Here is an 18,897-nt window from a genome sequence, read left to right on the forward strand (position 1 = left end):
GGCGGGTAGTCTCCCGCCGCCTGCACGGCCGTGTCTCGCGCAGTCCCCCAAAACGAGGACCTCCGGTGAAACGACTGACCTCCGCTCTTTGCGTCGCGCTGCTGGTGCCCGGCGCGCTCGTCGCCGCCCAGCCCGCGGCGACGCCTCCCGCTGCTCGGCAGGACCCCCCTCCCGCGCCCCAGAAGAAGGACGACGCCGCGCGCGAGGCGGGCCGCGCCGTCGAGGTGAACCCCCACGCTCCCGCCGTCGCGGAAGGCCCCGGCGAGGGGAAGGACAAGGACGCCTGGAAGGTGGATGCCCCCGGGTTCCCCGCGAAGCAGGTGGACATCGACGTCACCGAGGGGACGTGGATGAACCTGGACGTGAGCCCCACGGGGGACGAGCTCGTCTTCGACCTCCTGGGTGACATCTACGTGCTGCCCCTCGCGGGAGGCGAGGCGCGCGCGGTGACGTCCGGGGTCGCGTGGGACATGCAGCCGCGCTACAGCCCGGACGGCAAGTCCATCGCCTTCACCAGCGACCGGGGTGGCGGCGACAACATCTGGGTGATGAAGCGGGATGGCTCCGACGCGAAGGCGGTGACGCAGGAGAAGTTCCGCCTGCTCAACAGCCCCGCGTGGAGTCCGGATGGCCAGTACATCGTCGCCCGCAAGCACTTCACCGCGCGGCGCTCGCTGGGTGCGGGCGAGGTGTGGATGTACCACCGCTCCGGCGGTGACGGCGTGCAGCTCACCGAGCGCGCCAATGACCAGAAGGACCTGGGCGAGCCGGCGTTCTCCCCGGATGGCCGCTTCGTCTACTTCAGCCAGGACACCACGCCGGGCAAGACGTTCGAGTACAACAAGGACCCGAACGCGGAAATCTACGCCATCCAGCGGTTGGACCTGGAGACGAAGGAGATTGACCCCTTCGTGAGCGGGCCGGGTGGCTCCATCCGCCCGACGCCGTCGCGCGACGGCAAGCAGCTGGCGTTCATCCGCCGCGTGCGCACCAAGAGCGTGCTGTACGTCGCGGACGTGGCCTCTGGCGCGGAGCGCCCGCTGTACGACGGGCTCGACCGGGACATGCAGGAGACGTGGGCCATCCACGGCGTCTACCCGACGATGGCGTGGACGCGGGACGACAAGGCGATCATCTTCTGGGCGGGCGGCAAGCTTCAGCGCGTCGACGTGGCGACGAAGAAGGTGACGCCCATCCCCTTCCACGTGAAGGGCACGCGGACGATTTTCGAGGCCGTGCGCACGCCGCGCGCGGTGGCGCCGGAGCGCTTCAACACGAAGATGCTGCGCTGGGTGCAGGTGTCCCCCCAGGGGAACCGCGTGGTGTTCCAGTCCCTGGGCAAGCTCTACGTGAAGGACCTGCCGAACGGCGCGCCCAAGCGGCTGACGAAGCAGGAGGAGCACCTGGAGTTCTATCCGTCGTTCTCCCGCGACGGGCGCTCCATCGTCTACTCGACGTGGGACGACGAGAAGCTGGGCACCGTCCGCCTGGCGTCCGCCACGGGCGGCGAGGGCAAGGTGTTGACGTCACGGCCGGGCTACTACGTGGAGCCCGCGCTGAGCCCGGATGGCAAGACGCTGGTGTACCGCGCGACGGGTGATGGCTACCTGATGCCGGGCCTGTGGAGCCGGGAGATGGGCCTGTTCGCGCAGCCCGTGTCCGGTGGCGCGGCGCGCAGGTTGACCCGGGATGGCGGGCAGCCGCACTTCGGCGTGCGCTCGGACCGCGTGTACTTCCTGCACGTGGAGTCGAAGGAGAAGGAGGACGTGCGCTCGCTGAAGAGCGTGGGTCTGGACGGAGGCCAGGAGCGCACGCACCTGACGAGCGCGGAGGCGACGGAGCTGCGCGTGTCACCGGATGAGCGCTGGGTGGCGTTCCGCGAGAACTTCAACGCGTACATCACCGCGTTCCCCAAGGGCGCGAAGGTGGCCACGGTGGGCCCGGACGCCAAGGCGATGCCGGTGGCGAAGGTGAGCCGGGACGCGGGCGAGTACCTGCACTGGTCCGGCGACAGCACCCGCCTGCACTGGGCCCAGGGGCCGGAGCTCTTCACGCGTGAGCTGAAGCAGTCCTTCACCTTCATGGACGGGGCGCCGGAGAAGCTCCCGGAGGTCGCCGAGAAGGGCGTCGACCTGTCGTTCCCGGTGAAGGCGGACGTGCCGGAGGGCACGGTGGCGCTGGTGGGTGGCCGCGTCATCACCATGAAGGGGGACGAGGTCCTCGAGCAGGGCGTGGTGGTGGTGCGCGGCAACCGCATCGTCGCGGTGGGGCCGGTGGGCAAGGTGCAGGTGCCCTCCGGCGCGAAGGTGGTGGACGTGAAGGGCAAGACGCTGATGCCCGGACTGGTGGACGTGCACTGGCACGGGAGCATGGGCGCGGATGGCCTGATGCCCGAGCAGAGCTGGGTGCACGCGGCCTCGCTCGCGTTCGGCGTGACGACGCTGCATGACCCGTCCAACTCGACGGAGGAGGTCTTCGCCGCCAGCGAGATGGGCAAGGCGGGCGTGCTCACCTCGCCGCGCATCTTCTCCACGGGCACCATCCTGTACGGCGCGGCGGGCGCCGGGTACCGCGCGCCCATCGACACGCTGGATGACGCGCGCTCGCACCTGCGGCGCATGAAGGCGATGGGGGCCTTCAGCGTGAAGAGCTACAACCAGCCTCGCCGGGACCAGCGGCAGAAGGTGCTCCAGGCGGCGCGGGAGCTGGACATGCTGGTGGTGCCCGAGGGCGGCTCGCTGCTCCAGCACAACCTGACCATGGTGGTGGACGGACACACGGGCGTGGAGCACGCGATTCCCGTGGCGCGCATCTACGCGGACGTCCGGCAACTGTGGGGCAAGAGCGGCACCGGCTACACGCCGACGCTGGGCGTGGCGTACGGCGGCAACTGGGGTGAGAACTACTGGTACCAGAAGACGAACGTCTGGGAGGACGACCGGCTGCTGTCCTTCGTGCCTCGCCGGGTGGTGGATTCGCGCAGCCGCCGCCGGATGATGGTGCCGGACGATGAGGTGAACCACATCGAAGCGGCGAAGGTCGCGCGCGAGCTGAACGACGCGGGCGTCAACGTGCAGCTGGGCGCGCATGGCCAGCGCGAGGGCCTGGCGGCGCACTGGGAGCTGTGGATGTTCGGCCAGGGCGGGATGAAGCCGCTGCAGGCGCTGCGCGCGGGCACGCTCGGGGGCGCGCGCTACCTGGGCATGGACAAGGAGCTGGGCTCGCTGGAGGAGGGCAAGCTCGCGGACCTCCTCGTGCTGGACCAGAACCCGCTGGAGAACCTGAGGAACAGCCGCACCGTGCGCTTCACCATGGTGAACGGGCGGCTGTTCGACGCGGCCACGCTGAACGAGGTGGGCACGCGTCAGCGCGCGCGCGCGAAGTTCTTCTTCGAGAAGGACGGCAACGAGGGCTGGACGCCGAAGGCCAACGCCCAGACGCACACGCACGCGTGCGATTGAGGCGGGACTCCTGAGGTGGGGCGGTGGGCATCGGACCTCTGGGGTCGATGCCCACCGTCGCTTCACGACGGACTCAGGGCGTGGGCTTCTCGGTGCGGGTGGCGCACTGCTTCACGAAGGTCTGCAGCCGGTCTCGCAGCTCCTTGCGGAAGACGGGGGCATAGGCCTCGTGGGCCATGTCCACCGCGCGGCGCTGGAAGGCGATGGCCTCCGCGCACCGGTCGACCTGGAGGAACAGCGCGGCCTGGATGGCCAGGGCGAACGGGCTTCCAGGAGACAGCTCCACCGCGCGCTTCGCGGAGGGCAGGCCCTTCGCGGGCTGGAGCGTCATCGCGTAGTGCTGGGCGAGGCTCGCGAGGACGCGGGAGTCGTGCGGCATCAGCCGCGCGGCGGACTCGCGGGCCTGCTCCTGCGTCTGGGTCTCGCTCCGGCCCTGGAGCAGCTCCGCGAGCAAATCCCACGCGCGCCCGTCCTCGGGGTGGGCCTTCACCAGCTCCCGCGCGCGGGCCAGGTGCTCCTCGGGGCTCGTGGACAGCTGCGCGGCCAGGAGCGTGGCGCTCACGTTGTGGGGGTCCTCGGACAGGGCCTGGGCCAGCTCGGCGCGGGCCTTCTCCTGGCGCTGTGCCTGGGTCAGCTCTCCGGGGGCGCGCAGGAACAGCAGGCCGCGGTTGGCGTGGACCTCGGCGCCGCCCAGTTCGCGCACCTGGACCTGGGTGGACACCGGCGGCAGCGGCAGGGTGAGGAACGAGGAGCGCCCGCTCATGAGATAGGTGCGCACGTCCCCGCGCAAATCACTGACGCCCTGGAAGGACACCTCGAAGGCGCGCCTGGGGTCCTCCGCGCGAGCCAGCCGCGTCTGGAACTCGTCGAAGCGGTCGGTGTGCATGTTGATGAGGTAGTGGACCCACAGCCACGCGGAGGCGTAGTGCTGCTGGTTCTCCGCCTCGTTGAGCAGCTCCTTCTGGTCCCACTCCCAGAGCTCGTCGATGTCCAGCCAGCCATGCTGCGTCACGTAGTTGCGGCTCTGGGTGTTGACCCGGCCGAGCACCGCCTCCTGGGTGCTGGGCTTGATGTGCGTCGTCTGGAGGTACTGGGCCAGGCCCTCGGCCAGCCAGCGCGGCTGGCGCAAGAGGACGTGCTGGCTCAGGTAGTGCGCCAGCTCGTGTGTCTGGAGTTGCTGCTCCGGGCCGTTGTCCAGGACGTAGCCCTCGCCCGACATGACGAGCAGCGGGCCGCGCTCGGTGGCGGTGACGAAGCCCACGAAGCGGCCCTGGGTGAACTCCGCCAGCTCGCTCGTGTTGCGCAGGAGGATGACGTCGAGCGAGCCCTGAGGGTTGAAGTCCGAGCCCCAGGCGAGCAGCACCGCGCGGCGGAGCTTCTCCAGCTCGGCGGCGGACTGCGCGGCGACCTCCGGGGAGAGGTTCGTGTGCAGGCGGAAGTGCTCACTGCGCACCTCGGACCAGACCCGGCCTCCCTCGGCGGGACAGAGTGCGCGGGAGCTCGCACAGCCCGTGGAGACCAACAAACCCAACACTGCGATTGAAAGCGGGGACATCGACATGATGGGGGCGGCTTCTCTCATGTCTGCTTTGTGATTCCCAGAGGGGCTGGGTGAGGGTAGGCAAGAGGGCGTGTGCAATGCCGTGGCCGTGCGGGCCTCGCTGTGATAGCCAGCCGGCAGCCACTTGACGCTCCGATGGCGGCGCGACCTTCCGGGTCGTGACCGTAGGGTGTCCTCGGGTGGCATTTCCCGACAGCGCCACTCGAGCCTCGACCACGTCGTTGCTGGAGGCACTCATGGCCACCTCTGAACTTCCCGTCCTGGAGTTCGTCCTCGCGAACTACAAGAACTTCAACGCCCGTGCGACGCGCGATGCGCTCCTGTCCTACTGGGAGCACATCTCGAAGGGCGGTCGCATGTTCTGGAGCGTCGCGGGCGCGATGTCTTCCGCGCAGCTGGGCATCACGCTCGCCCCCGCCATCCGCGCGGGGCTGATTCACGGCCTCTCCGTCACGGGCGCCAACATCGAGGAGTCGCTCTTCCGGCTTGTGGCGCACCACTCGTACAAGGACTTCCCCGAGTACCGTTACCTCACCAAGGCGGACGACACGCGCATCCTGGAGAACCGGATGCGCCGGGTGACGGACACGAGCATCCCGGAGGACGAGGCGTTCCGCGCGGTGGAGAAGTTCATCGTCCCCATGTGGAAGAACGCGAGCGCGAAGGGCGAGCGGCGCTTCTGGCACGAGTACTTCTACGAGGTCATCCAGGCGCTGGAGCCCTCGTCGTACGAGGGGGACCCGGAGGCGTGCTGGCTGCTCGCGGCGGCGCGGGCGAAGCTGCCCATCGTGGTGCCGGGGTACGAGGACTCGACGTTCGGCAACATCTTCGCGTCCTACGTGAAGACGGCCGAGTGCAACGCGAGCATCGTCAAGTCGGGCATCGAGTACATGGCGGACTTCTATGACCGCTACGCGGAGCTGTCCGAGGGCGAGGGCGTGGGCTTCTTCCAGATTGGCGGCGGCATCGCGGGTGACTTCCCCATCTGCGTCGTCCCGTCCATCAAGTACGACCTGCAGAAGCCCGTGAAGCCGTGGGCGTACTTCTGCCAGATCAGCGACTCGACGACGTCCTACGGCTCGTACTCGGGCGCGACGCCGAACGAGAAGATTACGTGGGACAAGCTGACGGAGACGACGCCGATGTTCGTCGTCGAGTCGGACGCCACCATCGTCGCGCCGCTGGTGTTGAACGCGCTGCTCGAGTGCAAGGGCGCGCCGGCGAAGGCGAACGCGCTCATCGCGAAGTACATGAAGTAGTCGCGGTGCCGCACACCTGCCGGGAGGAGGAAGGCCCGGCAGGTGCGTGGTGGAGGTCACCCGGCGACGGCGGCGGTCTTCTTGGTCCGGAGCTGGGAGAGCAGGGTGTCGAGCGAGAACCGTCCGGGGCCGGCGCTGAGCAGGAGCACGGAGACGGCGGTGTAGAGCGTGGCGAGCTCCGAGGAGCCGGAGCCGAAGGGGCTGCGGCCTCCCGCGCGAACGAGCCAGGTGGGCAGTCCGGCGAACGGTTCACCCGGTCCGGAGTGGATGCCCATGACGCTCAAGCGGATGAACGGGTCATCGATGGGGAGGTGGGCGATGAGGATGCCCACGAGCATGGTGCCCGCGACGCCGAGGGAGGCCAGGGGTGTGAGCAGTCCGACCATCCACGCCAGTCCTCCGAAGAACTCGGCGGCGGCGCCGAGGAACTGGAGCCAGCCGGGGAGGGAGGAGTCGGGGCCCATCCAGGAGAGGGGGGAGATCATCTTCCCGGCGCCGTGGAGGGTCATGAGTCCGCCGCTGAGGAGGCGAAGGACGAGCAGGCCCACGGAGAGGGAGGGGGTGGCGGGGCGGGAGTCGACGAGGAAGCGGAGGAGGGGGTGGCTCATGGGGATTTCTCGGAGGGGTCGGGTTCGAGGAGGGAGAGGGCGAAGCGGAGGGAGGAGCGCAGGAGGGAGGAGTCGGGCTCTGTCTTGCCGACGATGCTCATTCCCTGGACGAGCACGACGAGGTGGGCGGCGAGTGCGTGGGCGTCGTGACGGCGGCTGACGAGGCCCTGTTTCTGAGCCTCGCGGAGGGTGGGCTCGAGGGCATCGGCGAGCTTGGCGAAGGACTGGCCGACGACGGCGCGGACCTCCGGGTCATGGGGGGCGACCTCGGCGGCGGTGTTGGCGAGGAAGCAGCCGCGGGTACGAGCGGGGCCGGTGCATTCCTTGCCGCGCACGCGCAGGTAGTGCTCCAGGCCGGCGCGAGGGTTTGAGCCCTTGGCGAGCAGGCCATGGATGTCGACGACGCTCCGGTCGGCGTATCGGCGCAGGGAGGCGAGGAAGAGGGCGCGCTTGTCTCCGAAGGCGGCGTAGAGGCTGCCTTTGAGGACTCCGGTGCTGGTCTCGAGGTCCCGGACGGACACGGCGTGGTAGCCGGTCGTCCAGAACTGGTCGATGGCGCGGTCCAGGACCGCGTCCTCATCGAAGGTCTTGGGTCTGCCCATGCGCGCTCCTCCAGGACCCGGTGGGGTCCTTTGTTTTTGGACGAGCGTTCAAGTAATGATTGTTGGACGGGCGGGCAAGTATAAATGAGGGGTGGGTGCATCGGGGGTTGGCTCGCACCGCACGCCATGACAGACAGGGGTGGTAGCTCTCGCGCCTCATGAGAGTCATTCCTGCCTTGTGGGCCGTGCTGTTCGCCGCGTCTGGGTTGGGCTGCTCCACCGTCAGCAAGTCCCCCGTCTTGGAGGCGTGGGAGGCGGCGGAGCTGGAGTGCGACGACCCTCGGGAAGACCAGTGCGTCACGCTCTTGTGCTTGGGCGACGCCTGCGGCTTCTATCCCTGCGAGGACGCTCCGGGAGAGATTGAGCTCGTGCGGTTCCCGCCCGCGCGACCTCCAGCGGCCGCGGCGGCGCCGGGACGGGGTCCTCGGAGGAACTGGGGCGGCGCGCAGAATCTCCCACGCGGCGCCGTCATGACGTTCCCCAACTGGAACGGTGCTCCAGAGCGAATCATCCCGCCCTCACGCCAGTTGCCCCCGGGCCGCTGGGAGAAGCACCACATCTTCCCGCAAGAGCAACGGCTCAAGGAGTGGTTCGAGGGGCAGGGGGTGAAGATCCACAACTACACCCTGCCCATCCCGCGCGACCTTCATCAGCGGATCCACAGCGTGGGCGGGCACGGTGGACAGTGGAATGAAGCGTGGAGGGTGTTCAGCAGGAAGTACCCCAACGCGACGCCCGAGGAGATCTTCAAGCACGCGGGAGAGCTCATCTATCGGTTCCAGCTCTTGGGTGGTCCCATCCAGCCGTACTATTCGAGGCCAGGAACGTGAGGACCGATGCGCCGATTCTTCTGGGTGGATGAGGACAACGCGGTGGCCGCGCGGTACGGCGGGAGAGTCGATGCCTCGCACAGATGGCGGCTGCCCGGCATGTTGAAGTGCCCGACGTGTGGCGCGACGTGGAGCGGCATGGGCCACCACTTCCCGGGGGTGGACCTGTCGCGACTGCCCGGGCATCGCGAGTTCGAGAAGGCGAGACCCGAGCCTCTGCCGGAACTCGAGCGCCTCCGTGAACAGGTGCGCCCGCTGGTACCCCCTCACACGAAGCTTCCACCGGGAACGGGCCTGGGCCCTCTGGAAGGAACAGCCTCCGGCAAGCTCCCGGCCTTCACCTGGGTCGTCGATCTCCTCCTCGTCCAGAGGGGGGGACTCGAGCGTCTTGAAGCAGAGGGCGTGAGAGGTCTCCAGGGTTACCCGACCGCGCTGCGGTTCCGACAGAAGAACCCACCGGAGCTGCTGGAGCTCCAGGTCGACCCGCATGGTTCGTTGCATGCCGACTGCATTCCAGCGGATGCGCCCCCGCCATGCTCGGCTTGTGGCCGCTGGGGCGTCGGCAGGCCCGATGAACCCATCCTGGAGGCGGCCACCCTTCCCTCGGAACGGGACCTGTTCCGAGTGGGGAACTTCGCGACCATGGTCATCGGCACGGAGCGCTTCGTGGACGCAGTGCGCCGACTCGAACTGGAGGGACTGACCTTCCGTGAGCTGCCGACGCGCTGAGCGTCACTCCTTGCCCGGTCCACCCAGGATGCGAGGCGCCTCCGCGCGGTGGAATCCTTGGAACGGCTTGGACGCCGAGGTCTCCTCCAGCGGGAAGATCTTCGTGTTGCACGACGCCCCACCGTCAATCTTGATGAACTCCCCGGTGATGAACGAGGACACGTCCGACAGCAGGAACACGATGGCCCCGCTCACCTCGGCCTCCGTCGCCAACCGCTGCAGCGGCACCTCCTTCTTCAACATCGGGATGAGCGCCTTCACCATCTCGTCCTCGTAGCTGTCCAGGCCGCTGGAAATCACCCAGCCCGGCGCCACCGCGTTCACCCGCACCCCCGACACCGCCCACTCCACCGCCGCCGTCTGCGTCAGGTTCAACATCCCCATCCGCGCCGCGCCCGAGTGCCCCATCCCCGGCATCCCGCCCCACGCGTCCGCGAGCATGTTCACGATGGACCCACCATGCTGACGCATCGACTGGAGATACACCTCCCGCGCCATCAGGAAGCCGCCCGTCAGGTTCGTCGCCACCACCGCCTCGAAGCCCTTCTTCGAGATGTCCGTCAACGGCGACGGGAACTGTCCCCCTGCGTTGTTCACCAACCCGTGAATGCGCCCGCGCGCCGCGACGATGCGCCCCACCGTTGCCTTCACGCCCTCCTCATCCCGGATGTCCACCGCCTCCAGCGAGCACTCCCCGCCGTCCTCGCGAAGCTCCGCGGCGACCGCCTCCAGCTTCTCCCGCTTGCGCCCCAGCAGGACGACGTGCGCCCCCAGTGACGCCAGCTCGTGCGCCGTGCAGCGGCCAATCCCACTGCCGCCCCCCGTCACAATGATGTTCTGCCCCTTGAAGCACCCCGGTGCGAATACAGAGCGGTAGCCCATGACGTCTCCTGTGGCCGCCTGGCGGCGTCAGTCCCGCCCCCGCCGGGAACGCAGCGCGTCCTCCAGCGTGAGCGCCCAGCGATGAAGAATCTTCTTCCGGCGCGCACTGTCGTCCCGCATCAGGTTCGCGAGCCCCAACCCTCGGATGAGGTCCAGCGTCGCCTGCACCAACTCGCGCGTCTCCGGCTCCCGGTCATCCACGCCCAGCAGCGTCACCGTGAGCCGATGCACCTCCCGGCCCACTTTCGCCTCCAACGGAAGCAACTGCGCCCGCAGCTCCGCGTCCGCGCTCGCCGCCACCCAGAGCTGCGCCGCCGCCGCGAACAACGGCTGCGTGTAGATGCCCGCCAGCATGTTCAGGATGCTCTCCGTCCGCCGCCCATCGACCGGCAGCCGCGCCGCGCGCCGGCCCAGCTCCTCCACCTGCTGGTGCCCCACGTACTCCACCGCCGCGGCGACCAAATCCCCTCGCGTGGGGAAGTGATGCTGACACGCGCCCCGAGACACACCCGCCCGCTCGGCGATGACCGTCATCGTCGCGCCCGCCCACCCCAGCTCCGACAGGGCGCCAATGGCAGCCTCCATCAATCGCTGACGCGTGACGCGGCTGCGCTCCTGCTCCTGTCTGCCCGTCGCGCCAGATGACTCACTCACGTCGGCCAGCTTGAAAGCCACTCCTGAAAAAAGCAAGCGCGCTTGCTTTTTTAGACCTCGCCTCCCAGACTGCCCGACATGAGCGAGTCTCCTCTCCGTATCGGCAATGCCTCGGGCTTCTATGGCGACCGGTTCTCGGCGGTCCGGGAGATGCTCGAAGGGGGCCGGCTGGATGTCCTCACCGGCGACTACCTGGCCGAGCTGACGATGTTGATTCTCGGCAGGGACCGGATGAAGGACCCCGCCACCGGCTACGCGAAGACCTTCCTCCGGCAGATGGAGCAGTGTCTGGGGCTCGCGCTGGACAAGAAGGTGAAGGTCGTCGTCAACGCGGGCGGCTTGAATCCGGAGGGACTCGCCACCGCGCTCCGAGCGCTGAATGACAAGCTGGGCCTCAAGGCCCGCATCGCCCACGTCGAGGGCGATGACCTCTCCGGCCGAGCCGATGAGCTGGGCCTGGGTGCACCGCTCACCGCGAACGCGTACCTGGGAGGCTGGGGCATCGCGGAGGGCCTGCGCGCGGGCGCGGACGTCGTCGTCACCGGCCGCGTGACGGATGCCTCGCTCGTCGTGGGCCCGGCCGCCGCGCACTTCGGCTGGAAGAAGGACGGCTGGGACCAGCTCGCCGGCGCCATGGTCGCGGGCCACGTCCTCGAGTGCGGCACCCAGGCCACCGGCGGCAACTACTCCTTCTTCAAGGACGTGGATGTCCGCCGACCGGGCTTTCCCCTCGCGGAGCTGTTCGCGGATGGCTCCTCCGTCATCACCAAGCACGAGGGCACTGGCGGCGCGGTGACGGTGGACACCGTGCTCGCGCAGTTGCTCTACGAAGTCACGGGAGCCCGGTACGCGGGGCCGGATGCGACGGCGCGCTTCGACTCCATCACCCTCGCGTCCGACGGCAAGGACCGCGTGCGAATCACAGGAGTGCGAGGCGAGCCGCCTCCGCCCACCGTGAAGGTCTGTCTCAACCACCTGGGCGGTTACAAGAACGAGGCGACGTTCATCCTGGTGGGGCTCGACATCGAGGAGAAGGCGCGCCTCATCCGCGAGCAGATGGAGGCCGCGCTCACGCGCAAGCCGAAGGAAGCACACTGGACCCTGGTGCGGACGGACCGCGAGGACGCCGCCACGGAGGAGCAGGCCGCGGCCTTCCTGCGCGTGGTGGTGAAGGATGCGGACGCGAAGCTGGTGGGCCGGGCCTTCAGCGGCGCCGCCGTCGAGCTGGCGCTGGGCAGCTACCCCGGCTTCACCATGACGGCCCCGCCCTCCGACGGCGCACCGTACGGCGTCTACACCCCGGCCTACGTCGACGCGAAGCAGGTGGAGCACGTCGCCATCCTCCCGGAGGGAGCGCGCACCGTCGTCACGCCGCCCGAGCAATCCCAGACACTGGCCCCCGTGGAGCCGCCCGCGCTCCCGGCGCCGCTGCCGCCCGGGCCCACGCGCAGGGTACCGCTGGGCCGCATCGTCGCGGCCCGCAGCGGCGACAAGGGTGGCACGGCCAACATTGGCGTGTGGGTCCGCACGGACGAAGCCTGGCGCTGGCTGGCACACTTCCTCACCGGGGAGAAGCTGCGCGAGCTGTTGCCGGAGGCCGCCGCCTTCCCCGTGGAGCGCCACGTCTTCCCCCAGCTCCGAGGGCTCAACTTCGTGGTCGACGGAATCCTGGGCGAGGGCGTGTCGTCCTCGACGCGCTTCGACCCGCAGGGCAAGGCGCTGGGCGAGTGGCTCCGCTCGCGCCACGTGGACATTCCCGAGTCGCTGCTTCGTGAAGGAGAGGGGTGAGGCCGATGCCAAGAATCACATCGCGAATCAACACGGGCTCGGAGACCTTCCAGGCGCAGCGCGCGGACATGCTCGCGCGCCTCGGGGAACTGCGAGGCATCGAGGCCAAGGTCCGCGCCACCGAGGAGAAGGCCCGCGACAAGTTCCACAAGCGCGGCCAGCTCCTCCCGCGTGAGCGGCTGATGATGTTGTTGGACCGGGGCTCGCCCTTCCTGGAGCTGTCCACGCTGTGCGGGTACGGCTACCACGACGACAACGACGGCTCGCTCGCGGGAGGCAACAGCATCGCGGGCATCGGCTACGTGTCCGGCGTGCGGTGCATGGTCTTCGTGAACAACTCCGCCATCAAGGGAGGCACGGCCTCTCCGTGGGGCGTGCAGAAGGCGCTGCGAGGCCAGGCCATCGCGCTACAGAACAAGCTGCCCCTGGTGTCGCTGGTGGAGAGCGGCGGCGCGAACCTGATGTACCAGCAGGAGATCTTCATCCCGGGCGGGGAGACCTTCTACAACCAGGCGCGTCTGTCCGCGGCGGGCATCCCGCAAGTCACGGTGGTGCACGGCTCCAGCACGGCGGGCGGCGCGTACCTGCCCGGCCTGTCCGATTACGTGGTGATGGTGAAGAAGAAGGCGAAGGTGTTCCTCGCGGGCCCGCCGCTGCTCAAGGCGGCCACGGGGGAGGTCGCCACCGACGAGGACCTGGGCGGCGCGGAGATGCACGCCACCGTCGCGGGCACCGCGGACTACCTGGCGGAGAACGACGCCGACGCCATCCGGATGGCGCGCGACATCGTCTCGAAGCTCGGCTGGAACGAGCGGCTGGCGGCCCAGGCTCCGACCTCCTACGCCGAGCCGCTCTACTCCCCGGACGAGCTGTGCGGCGCCATCCCCGCCGACTACCGCAAGCCCTCCGACTGCCGTGAAATCATCGCGCGCATCGTGGACGGCTCCGACTTCATGGGCTTCAAGGACGACTATGACGCGCACACCGTCTGTGGGTGGGCGAGCATCTTCGGCGGGCCCATCGGCATCATCGGCAACAACGGCCCCATCAGCCCGAGGGGCGCGACGAAGGCGGCGCAGTTCATCCAGCTGTGCTGCCAGTCCGGGACGCCCATCGTCTACCTCCAGAACACCACGGGCTACCTCGTGGGGACGCAGCCGGAGCAGGGCGGCATCGTCAAGCACGGCTCGAAGATGATTCAGGCGGTGGCGAACGCCACGGTGCCGCAGGTGACGTTGCTCGTGGGCGGCTCGTTCGGCGCGGGCAACTACGGCATGTGCGGCAGGCCGTTCCATCCGCGCTTCATCTTCGCGTGGCCCAATGCGCGCACGGCCGTCATGGGGGGTGAGCAGGCGGCGAAGGTGATGTCCATCGTCTTCGCGGAGAAGCTCGCGCGGGGCGGTGAGACGGTGGACGAGGAGGCCCTGCGCGCCTTCACCCAGCCCATCGTCGACCAGTTCGAGAAGGAGTCGCACCCCTTCAACGCGTCCGCGCGGTTGTTCGACGACGGCATCATCGACCCAAGGGACACGCGGCGGGTGCTCGGGTTCGCGCTCTCCATCTGTCGCGAGGCGGGCCGGCGTGAGCTGAATCCCAACACCTTCGGGGTCGCACGCCTGTGAGAGGAGCGGACGGGATGGAGCGTTTCAACAAGGTCCTCATCGCGAACCGCGGGGAGATTGCCGTCCGCGTGATTCGCACGTGCAAGCGCTTGGGCTACCGCACGGTGGCTGTGTTCTCCGAGGCGGACCGGGACGCGCCCCACGTGCTCGCGGCGGACGAGGCCGTCCCCATCGGCCCCTCTCCCGCGAAGGAGTCCTATCTCGTCATCGACAAGCTCATCGGCGCGGCGAAGGCGTCGGGGGCGCAGGCCATCCACCCGGGCTACGGCTTCCTCTCCGAGAACGCGGCCTTCTCGCGCGCGTGCAAGGACGCGGGGCTGGTCTTCATCGGCCCGGACGCGGAGGCCATCACGCTGATGGGCAACAAGCGTCAGGCGAAGCTGCGGATGCTGGCCGCGGGTGTCCCCTGCATCCCGGGCTACGAGGCCACGGACGCGGACGACGCGGCGCTGGTGGCGGAGGGCGAGCGCATCGGCTTCCCGCTGATGGTGAAGGCGGCCTCGGGCGGCGGCGGACGCGGCATGCGGTGGGTGCACGAGCCCTCGCAGCTCCCCGCCGCGCTGAAGGGCGCCCGCTCGGAGGCGACCAACGCCTTCGGCAGCGGCGAGCTCATCCTGGAGCGCGCCGTCGTCAACGCCCGGCATGTGGAGATTCAGGTCTTCGCGGACGAGCACGGCAACGTCGTGCACCTGGGTGAGCGCGACTGCTCCGTGCAGCGGCGCCACCAGAAGATTGTCGAGGAGAGCCCGTCCCCCGCCGTCAGCGCACAGCTGCGGGAGCGCATGGGGCAGGTGGCCGCCACCGCCGCGAAGGCCATCGCCTACAAGGGCGCGGGGACCCTCGAGTTCCTCCTGGCCCCCAGCGGCGAGTTCTACTTCATGGAGATGAACACGCGTCTCCAGGTGGAGCACCCCGTCACGGAGCAAGTCACCGGACTGGACCTCGTCGAGTGGCAGCTCCGCGTCGCGCAGGGTGAGCCGCTGCCCCTGTCGCAGCGGGACATCACCTGGAAGGGGCACGCCATCGAGGTGCGGCTGTGCGCGGAGGACCCGGCGAACCAGTACGCGCCTCGCGCCGGACGGCTGCTGACGTGGCGTCTGCCTGCTCGCGAGGGGATTCGCATCGACCACGGCGTGCGCGAGGGGCAGGACATCCCGCCCTTCTACGACTCCATGCAGGCGAAGGTGATTGCCTCGGGGGTGGACCGCGAGATGGCTCGGCGTCGCCTCGTGGAGGCGCTGCGCGAGCTCACGGTGTTCGGCGTCACCACGAACAAAGCCCTGCTGCTCCACGTGCTGGAGAGCGAGGCGTTCCGCTCGGGGGCCTACGACACGGGCTTCATCGGCCAGCACGCGGAGGCCTCGGTCGTGGAGCGGCTGTATGAGACGCGCCCTCGGGAGCGCGCGCTCGCGGCGGTGGCCCTCTTCCATGACGAGGCCCAGCAGCTCGCGAGGAGCGGCGGCCTGGATGCCTCGCTGGTGAACTGGAACACCGCGCACCGGCACCCGGTGTCGATGACGCTCGAGGACTCCCAGGGGGACGCGAAGGTCTCCGTGCGCCCCGTCTCCTCGGAGCGCTACGAGGTTGTCACCGGTGATGATGCGTTGGACATCACCGTGCGGGGCCTCGCGGATGGTGTGTTCGACTTCGCCGTGGCGGGTGCGCGCGGGCGGGCGCGCTACCTGCGCACGGGCGACTCGGTGTGGCTGGATGCGGGGGACGGCGCACGGCAGCTCACGGATGCGACGTTCCGCCCGCCGAAGCCCGCGGAGGGCGTGGGCACGGGCCGGCTGCTCGCGCCGATGGACGGGCGCATCCTGCGGGTGGACACGAAGCCGGGGGCCTCGGTGAAGCCGGGGGACGTGCTCGTGGTGCTGGAGGCGATGAAGATGGAGTTCCAGCTCGTCGCGGACCTGCCCGGCATCGTCGAGGCCGTGAATGCCTCACCCGGCGGGCAGGTCTCCGCGAAGCAGCTCCTGGTGGTCCTCAAGCCCCAGGGCTGAAGCCGCGCCTTACGCCTCCGAGGGCGCCTGTTCGGGCGACGCCTGGGGCTTGCGGTCCAGCGCGAGCACCCCGAGCCCCACGACACACAGGGCGGCGCCCGCCAGGCACACGCCCGTCCAACCCCACCGCGTCCACGCGGTGGTGCCCAGCCACGAGCCCGCCGCGCCGCCCGCGAAGTAGGTCACCATGTAGATGGTGTTGAGGCGGCTGCGCGCCTCCGGGCGCATGGCGTAGACGCGCGTCTGGTTGGAGATGTGATTGCCCTGGGAGCCCAGGTCGAGCAGCACCACGCCCAGCCCGATGCCCCAGAGCCACTGCCCCAGGGGCCACATCAGCAGGAAGGACAGGAGCAGCACGCCGATGGAGAACACGTTGATGCGCTTGCCGCCGTGGGAGTCGGTGTAGCGGCCGACGAGCGGGGCAATCAGCGCGCCCACCACGCCCACGATGCCGAAGAGGCCCGCCGTCTGCGGACCGTAGTGCTCCGGGAGGCTCTGGAGGTACAGGGCCAGCGTAGACCAGAAGACGCTGAAGGCGCCGAAGGTGAGCGCGCCGAGGACCGCGTAGACGCGCAGCGCGGGCTCCGTGCGCGCCAGGTGGACCAGGGAGCGCATCAGCTGGGAGTAGGGCATGGCGGCCACGGGCGGCTGCGAGGGCAGGCTGAAGCGCAGCACGACGGCGAACAGCAGCATCACCCCCGCGGCAATCCAGAAGATGGAGCGCCAGCCCAGGTGCGTGCCGATGAAGCCCGCGGCGGTGCGCGACAGGAGGATGCCGATGAGCAGTCCGCTCATCACCGTCCCCACCACGCGCCCTCGCTGCGCGGGAGGCGCCAGGTGCGCGGCGAAGGGGATGAGGAGCTGGGGGGCGACGGCGGTGGCGCCCACGAGGAAGCTGGCGACGATGAGCCAGGGCAGGGACGGGGCGAGCGCCGCGCCGACGAGGGCCAGGCTCACCAGCGCGGACATGGTGACGATGACGCGCCGGCGCTCCAGGCTGTCACCCAGCGGGACGATGAGCAGCATGCCCGCCGCGTAGCCGACCTGGGTCAGCGTGGGGACCAGGCCCAGCGTCCCACCCGAGGCGTGCAGCTCCCGGCCGATGTCTCCGAGCAGGGGCTGGTTGTAATAGAGGTTGGCGGCGGTGGCGCCGCACGTGATGGCCATGAGCCACACCAGCCCGGGGCTGAGTGTCGCGTGTGAGGATTCCGAAGAGGCTGTCGTGGACATGGGGTGCTCTCGGCGCCCTCTCTCCCTCCAAAGAGGCTCCGGGTCCAGGACCGCGTGCGCACCCGCCTGTCCGTCTGCTGGGAGGCATCGCTCCGGCTGCTCCATCCGCCTGACATCACCCTTGCCCGTCAGCGGCGTGCGGGCGGAGGCGCACGCCGCGAGGAAGCGTCCAAGCGGCCGAATCACGTCGGACGCTCGGACGCTCCGGTCGACTCAGCCGTTGCTCACCGAGGACTCCGCGCGCGGCAGGAGCCGTCCCCCCAGCATGGTGATGCGGCGCGCGGCCAGCCGCTCCCGGGCCTCCGGCTGGATGTCCCGCGGCGTCCACTTCAGGTCGTGGTCGAACTCGACGTGCACGGACTCGACGCCTTCCTGGCCTTGGAGGCGCTGCTCGACTTCGCGCATGAAGTACGCGGCCATCATGCACATGGGCGAGGTGATGTGCAGGCGCACCGTCACCTTGCCCGCGTGGTTCACCACGCTCTCGATGAGCCCCATCTCCCCGATGCCCAGCGGCACGCCGGTGGCCAGGCTGCACGGGTCGGGAATCGACTGGATGCGCTCGCGAATCGCGCTCTCCGTCATCACGGGCGCGACTCCTGGAAGCTGTAGGGCTGGATGTTCCCCTTGGCCTTCTTCTTCGCGAACTCGTCGTGGGCGATGCGCTTCTTCACCGCCTCCACGTCCACGCCGGCGTAGCGCGCGTAGTTGTCGCAGAGAATCATGCGCTTCACCTCCGGCGTCACCTGCATGCCGCACACCTGCGTCAGCTCCTCGGGGAGCTGGAAGTCGTGCCAGAACTTGTGCAGCGCGGGCTGCGGGTGGCTGAACACCGTGCCGGAGCCCCACATGATTTTCGCCGGGCCCGCCCACTTGAGGAGCGCGGCCAGGGACTCGGCGAACCAGCGCTCGCGCTTCACCAGGAGCGCGCCCGTCACCTCCAGGTTGACGTACACGTTGGGGAACAGCGACAGCTGCATGCCCGTCTCGTCCAGGAAGGCCATGCCGCCGTGGACGATTTCGAAGTTCAGGTCCGGGAACGCATCCGCCGCGCCGCCGATGTCGTCGACCTTGTAGGCCTCCAGCGGCACCGCGCCCATGGGAAGGCCCTTGTGCACCGCGATGTTCTTGATGCCCAGCTTCTGGGCGCGCTCGAACAGCGGGAAGGCGATGCGCGGGTCATCCATCCGCCAGCCGGTGTGACGGAAGGAGTCGCCCAGCCACGCGGCCGGGTAGAGCTTCAGGCCGGTGGGCTTGAGCTCCTCCGCCTGACGGTCCAGGTCATCCAGCGCCGCGGTGCCGCGCAGCGGGTCCACGCCCGCGTAGACGAGGAAGCGGTCCGGATAGCGCTTCTTGATGTCCACCGTCTTCTCGTACGAGCAGAGCCCGTCCGTGTAGAGCGTCTGGAGCGGCAGCACGTGGTGCACCGCCAGGTCGATGTCGCTCTCCACGAAGAGGATGTGGGCCAGCTCGTCCACGGACCAGTTCTTCATGAACCGCTCCGGCTGCGTCACCCGGTGCGTCTCGCCCGACAGCCCGCTGTGCAGGCCGAAGATGAGCTGAGCCAAGGACTCGGCGTACTTCCCCGCGCGCCAGTTGGACGGGTGCAGGTTGTACGCATGTGTCACCGCGTCGATGACAAAGCCATCTCCAATCACCAGACAACTC

General features: G+C 69.2%; 15 protein-coding genes. 7 read left to right on the forward strand and 8 right to left on the reverse strand.

Annotated elements, in window-relative coordinates; all coding sequences use genetic code 11:
• Positions 1-65 precede the first annotated feature (65 nt).
• Positions 66-3,461, forward strand: a complete 3,396-nt coding sequence (locus MYSTI_RS00330; RefSeq protein WP_015345688.1) for an amidohydrolase family protein — start codon at positions 66-68, stop codon at positions 3,459-3,461.
• A 73-nt stretch (positions 3,462-3,534) separates the two neighbouring features.
• Here MYSTI_RS00330 and MYSTI_RS00335 read toward each other — a convergent pair whose 3' ends face one another.
• On the reverse strand, positions 3,535-4,995 hold the full coding sequence (locus tag MYSTI_RS00335) for a DUF1570 domain-containing protein (protein ID WP_420811532.1): 1,461 nt from the start codon (positions 4,993-4,995) through the stop codon (positions 3,535-3,537).
• A 263-nt stretch (positions 4,996-5,258) separates the two neighbouring features.
• Here MYSTI_RS00335 and MYSTI_RS00340 point away from each other — a divergent pair, with 263 nt between their 5' ends.
• Entirely contained in the window at positions 5,259-6,281 is a 1,023-nt protein-coding gene (locus tag MYSTI_RS00340; RefSeq protein ID WP_015345690.1) for a deoxyhypusine synthase family protein, read from the forward strand.
• Between the two features lie 56 nt (positions 6,282-6,337).
• On the opposite strand, the gene MYSTI_RS00345 is transcribed toward MYSTI_RS00340, so the two are convergent.
• Positions 6,338-6,889, reverse strand: a complete 552-nt coding sequence (locus MYSTI_RS00345; protein WP_015345691.1) for a DoxX family protein — start codon at positions 6,887-6,889, stop codon at positions 6,338-6,340.
• Positions 6,886-7,491, reverse strand: coding sequence for a TetR/AcrR family transcriptional regulator (locus MYSTI_RS00350; protein ID WP_015345692.1), 606 nt, complete (start codon positions 7,489-7,491; stop codon positions 6,886-6,888). Before MYSTI_RS00350 ends, MYSTI_RS00345 begins: the two co-directional genes overlap by 4 nt.
• A 158-nt stretch (positions 7,492-7,649) precedes the next feature.
• Between MYSTI_RS00350 and sitA6 the strand changes: the two genes are divergently transcribed.
• Positions 7,650-8,321: a SitA6 family polymorphic toxin lipoprotein gene (gene sitA6 / locus MYSTI_RS00355; RefSeq protein WP_015345693.1), complete on the forward strand. Its 672-nt coding sequence runs from the start codon at positions 7,650-7,652 to the stop codon at positions 8,319-8,321.
• A gap of 6 nt (positions 8,322-8,327) precedes the next feature.
• Positions 8,328-9,050 (forward strand): SitI6 family double-CXXCG motif immunity protein, encoded by a 723-nt coding sequence (gene sitI6, locus MYSTI_RS00360; protein WP_015345694.1) that lies wholly within the window; start codon positions 8,328-8,330, stop codon positions 9,048-9,050.
• Between the two features lie 3 nt (positions 9,051-9,053).
• Here sitI6 and MYSTI_RS00365 read toward each other — a convergent pair whose 3' ends face one another.
• Positions 9,054-9,932: an SDR family oxidoreductase gene (locus tag MYSTI_RS00365; RefSeq protein ID WP_015345695.1), complete on the reverse strand. Its 879-nt coding sequence runs from the start codon at positions 9,930-9,932 to the stop codon at positions 9,054-9,056.
• Between the two features lie 27 nt (positions 9,933-9,959).
• Complete coding sequence (locus tag MYSTI_RS00370; RefSeq protein ID WP_084668285.1) at positions 9,960-10,586, reverse strand: TetR/AcrR family transcriptional regulator; 627 nt, start codon at positions 10,584-10,586, stop codon at positions 9,960-9,962.
• A 78-nt stretch (positions 10,587-10,664) separates the two neighbouring features.
• Between MYSTI_RS00370 and MYSTI_RS00375 the strand changes: the two genes are divergently transcribed.
• Genes MYSTI_RS00375 through MYSTI_RS00385 form a run of 3 tightly spaced genes read left to right on the forward strand, consistent with a single transcriptional unit; the run spans position 10,665 to position 15,999 of the window.
• Positions 10,665-12,374 carry an acyclic terpene utilization AtuA family protein gene (locus MYSTI_RS00375; protein ID WP_015345697.1) on the forward strand — a complete coding sequence of 570 codons (1,710 nt, stop codon included), beginning with the start codon at positions 10,665-10,667 and terminating at the stop codon, positions 12,372-12,374.
• A gap of 5 nt (positions 12,375-12,379) precedes the next feature.
• Positions 12,380-13,996, forward strand: a complete 1,617-nt coding sequence (locus MYSTI_RS00380; RefSeq protein ID WP_015345698.1) for an acyl-CoA carboxylase subunit beta — start codon at positions 12,380-12,382, stop codon at positions 13,994-13,996.
• Positions 13,997-14,010: 14 nt separating this feature from the next.
• Complete coding sequence (locus MYSTI_RS00385; protein ID WP_015345699.1) at positions 14,011-15,999, forward strand: acetyl/propionyl/methylcrotonyl-CoA carboxylase subunit alpha; 1,989 nt, start codon at positions 14,011-14,013, stop codon at positions 15,997-15,999.
• A 9-nt stretch (positions 16,000-16,008) separates the two neighbouring features.
• On the opposite strand, the gene MYSTI_RS00390 is transcribed toward MYSTI_RS00385, so the two are convergent.
• From MYSTI_RS00390 to MYSTI_RS00400, 3 genes are all read right to left on the reverse strand, one after another.
• Positions 16,009-17,229, reverse strand: a complete 1,221-nt coding sequence (locus tag MYSTI_RS00390) for an MFS transporter (protein ID WP_015345700.1) — start codon at positions 17,227-17,229, stop codon at positions 16,009-16,011.
• Positions 17,230-17,442: 213 nt separating this feature from the next.
• Positions 17,443-17,814 carry a metal-sulfur cluster assembly factor gene (locus tag MYSTI_RS00395; RefSeq protein WP_044278260.1) on the reverse strand — a complete coding sequence of 124 codons (372 nt, stop codon included), beginning with the start codon at positions 17,812-17,814 and terminating at the stop codon, positions 17,443-17,445.
• Positions 17,814-18,887 (reverse strand): amidohydrolase family protein, encoded by a 1,074-nt coding sequence (locus MYSTI_RS00400; protein ID WP_015345702.1) that lies wholly within the window; start codon positions 18,885-18,887, stop codon positions 17,814-17,816. Before MYSTI_RS00400 ends, MYSTI_RS00395 begins: the two co-directional genes overlap by 1 nt.
• Between the last annotated feature and the right edge of the window lie 10 nt (positions 18,888-18,897).

It is taken from the genome of Myxococcus stipitatus DSM 14675, from assembly GCF_000331735.1.
In the GTDB taxonomy this organism is placed as follows: domain Bacteria; phylum Myxococcota; class Myxococcia; order Myxococcales; family Myxococcaceae; genus Myxococcus; species Myxococcus stipitatus.

Excerpts from the sequence above, each read along its gene's own strand:
- MYSTI_RS00340 (WP_015345690.1), top strand. The coding sequence starts at position 5,259 with ATGGCCACCTCTGAACTTCCCGTCCTGGAGTTCGTCCTCGCGAACTAC.
- MYSTI_RS00345 (WP_015345691.1), bottom strand. The coding sequence starts at position 6,889 with ATGAGCCACCCCCTCCTCCGCTTCCTCGTCGACTCCCGCCCCGCCACC.
- MYSTI_RS00350 (WP_015345692.1), bottom strand. The coding sequence starts at position 7,491 with ATGGGCAGACCCAAGACCTTCGATGAGGACGCGGTCCTGGACCGCGCC.
- sitA6 (WP_015345693.1), top strand. The coding sequence starts at position 7,650 with ATGAGAGTCATTCCTGCCTTGTGGGCCGTGCTGTTCGCCGCGTCTGGG.
- sitI6 (WP_015345694.1), top strand. The coding sequence starts at position 8,328 with ATGCGCCGATTCTTCTGGGTGGATGAGGACAACGCGGTGGCCGCGCGG.
- MYSTI_RS00365 (WP_015345695.1), bottom strand. The coding sequence starts at position 9,932 with ATGGGCTACCGCTCTGTATTCGCACCGGGGTGCTTCAAGGGGCAGAAC.
- MYSTI_RS00375 (WP_015345697.1), top strand. The coding sequence starts at position 10,665 with ATGAGCGAGTCTCCTCTCCGTATCGGCAATGCCTCGGGCTTCTATGGC.
- MYSTI_RS00380 (WP_015345698.1), top strand. The coding sequence starts at position 12,380 with ATGCCAAGAATCACATCGCGAATCAACACGGGCTCGGAGACCTTCCAG.
- MYSTI_RS00385 (WP_015345699.1), top strand. The coding sequence starts at position 14,011 with ATGGAGCGTTTCAACAAGGTCCTCATCGCGAACCGCGGGGAGATTGCC.
- MYSTI_RS00390 (WP_015345700.1), bottom strand. The coding sequence starts at position 17,229 with ATGTCCACGACAGCCTCTTCGGAATCCTCACACGCGACACTCAGCCCC.
- MYSTI_RS00395 (WP_044278260.1), bottom strand. The coding sequence starts at position 17,814 with ATGACGGAGAGCGCGATTCGCGAGCGCATCCAGTCGATTCCCGACCCG.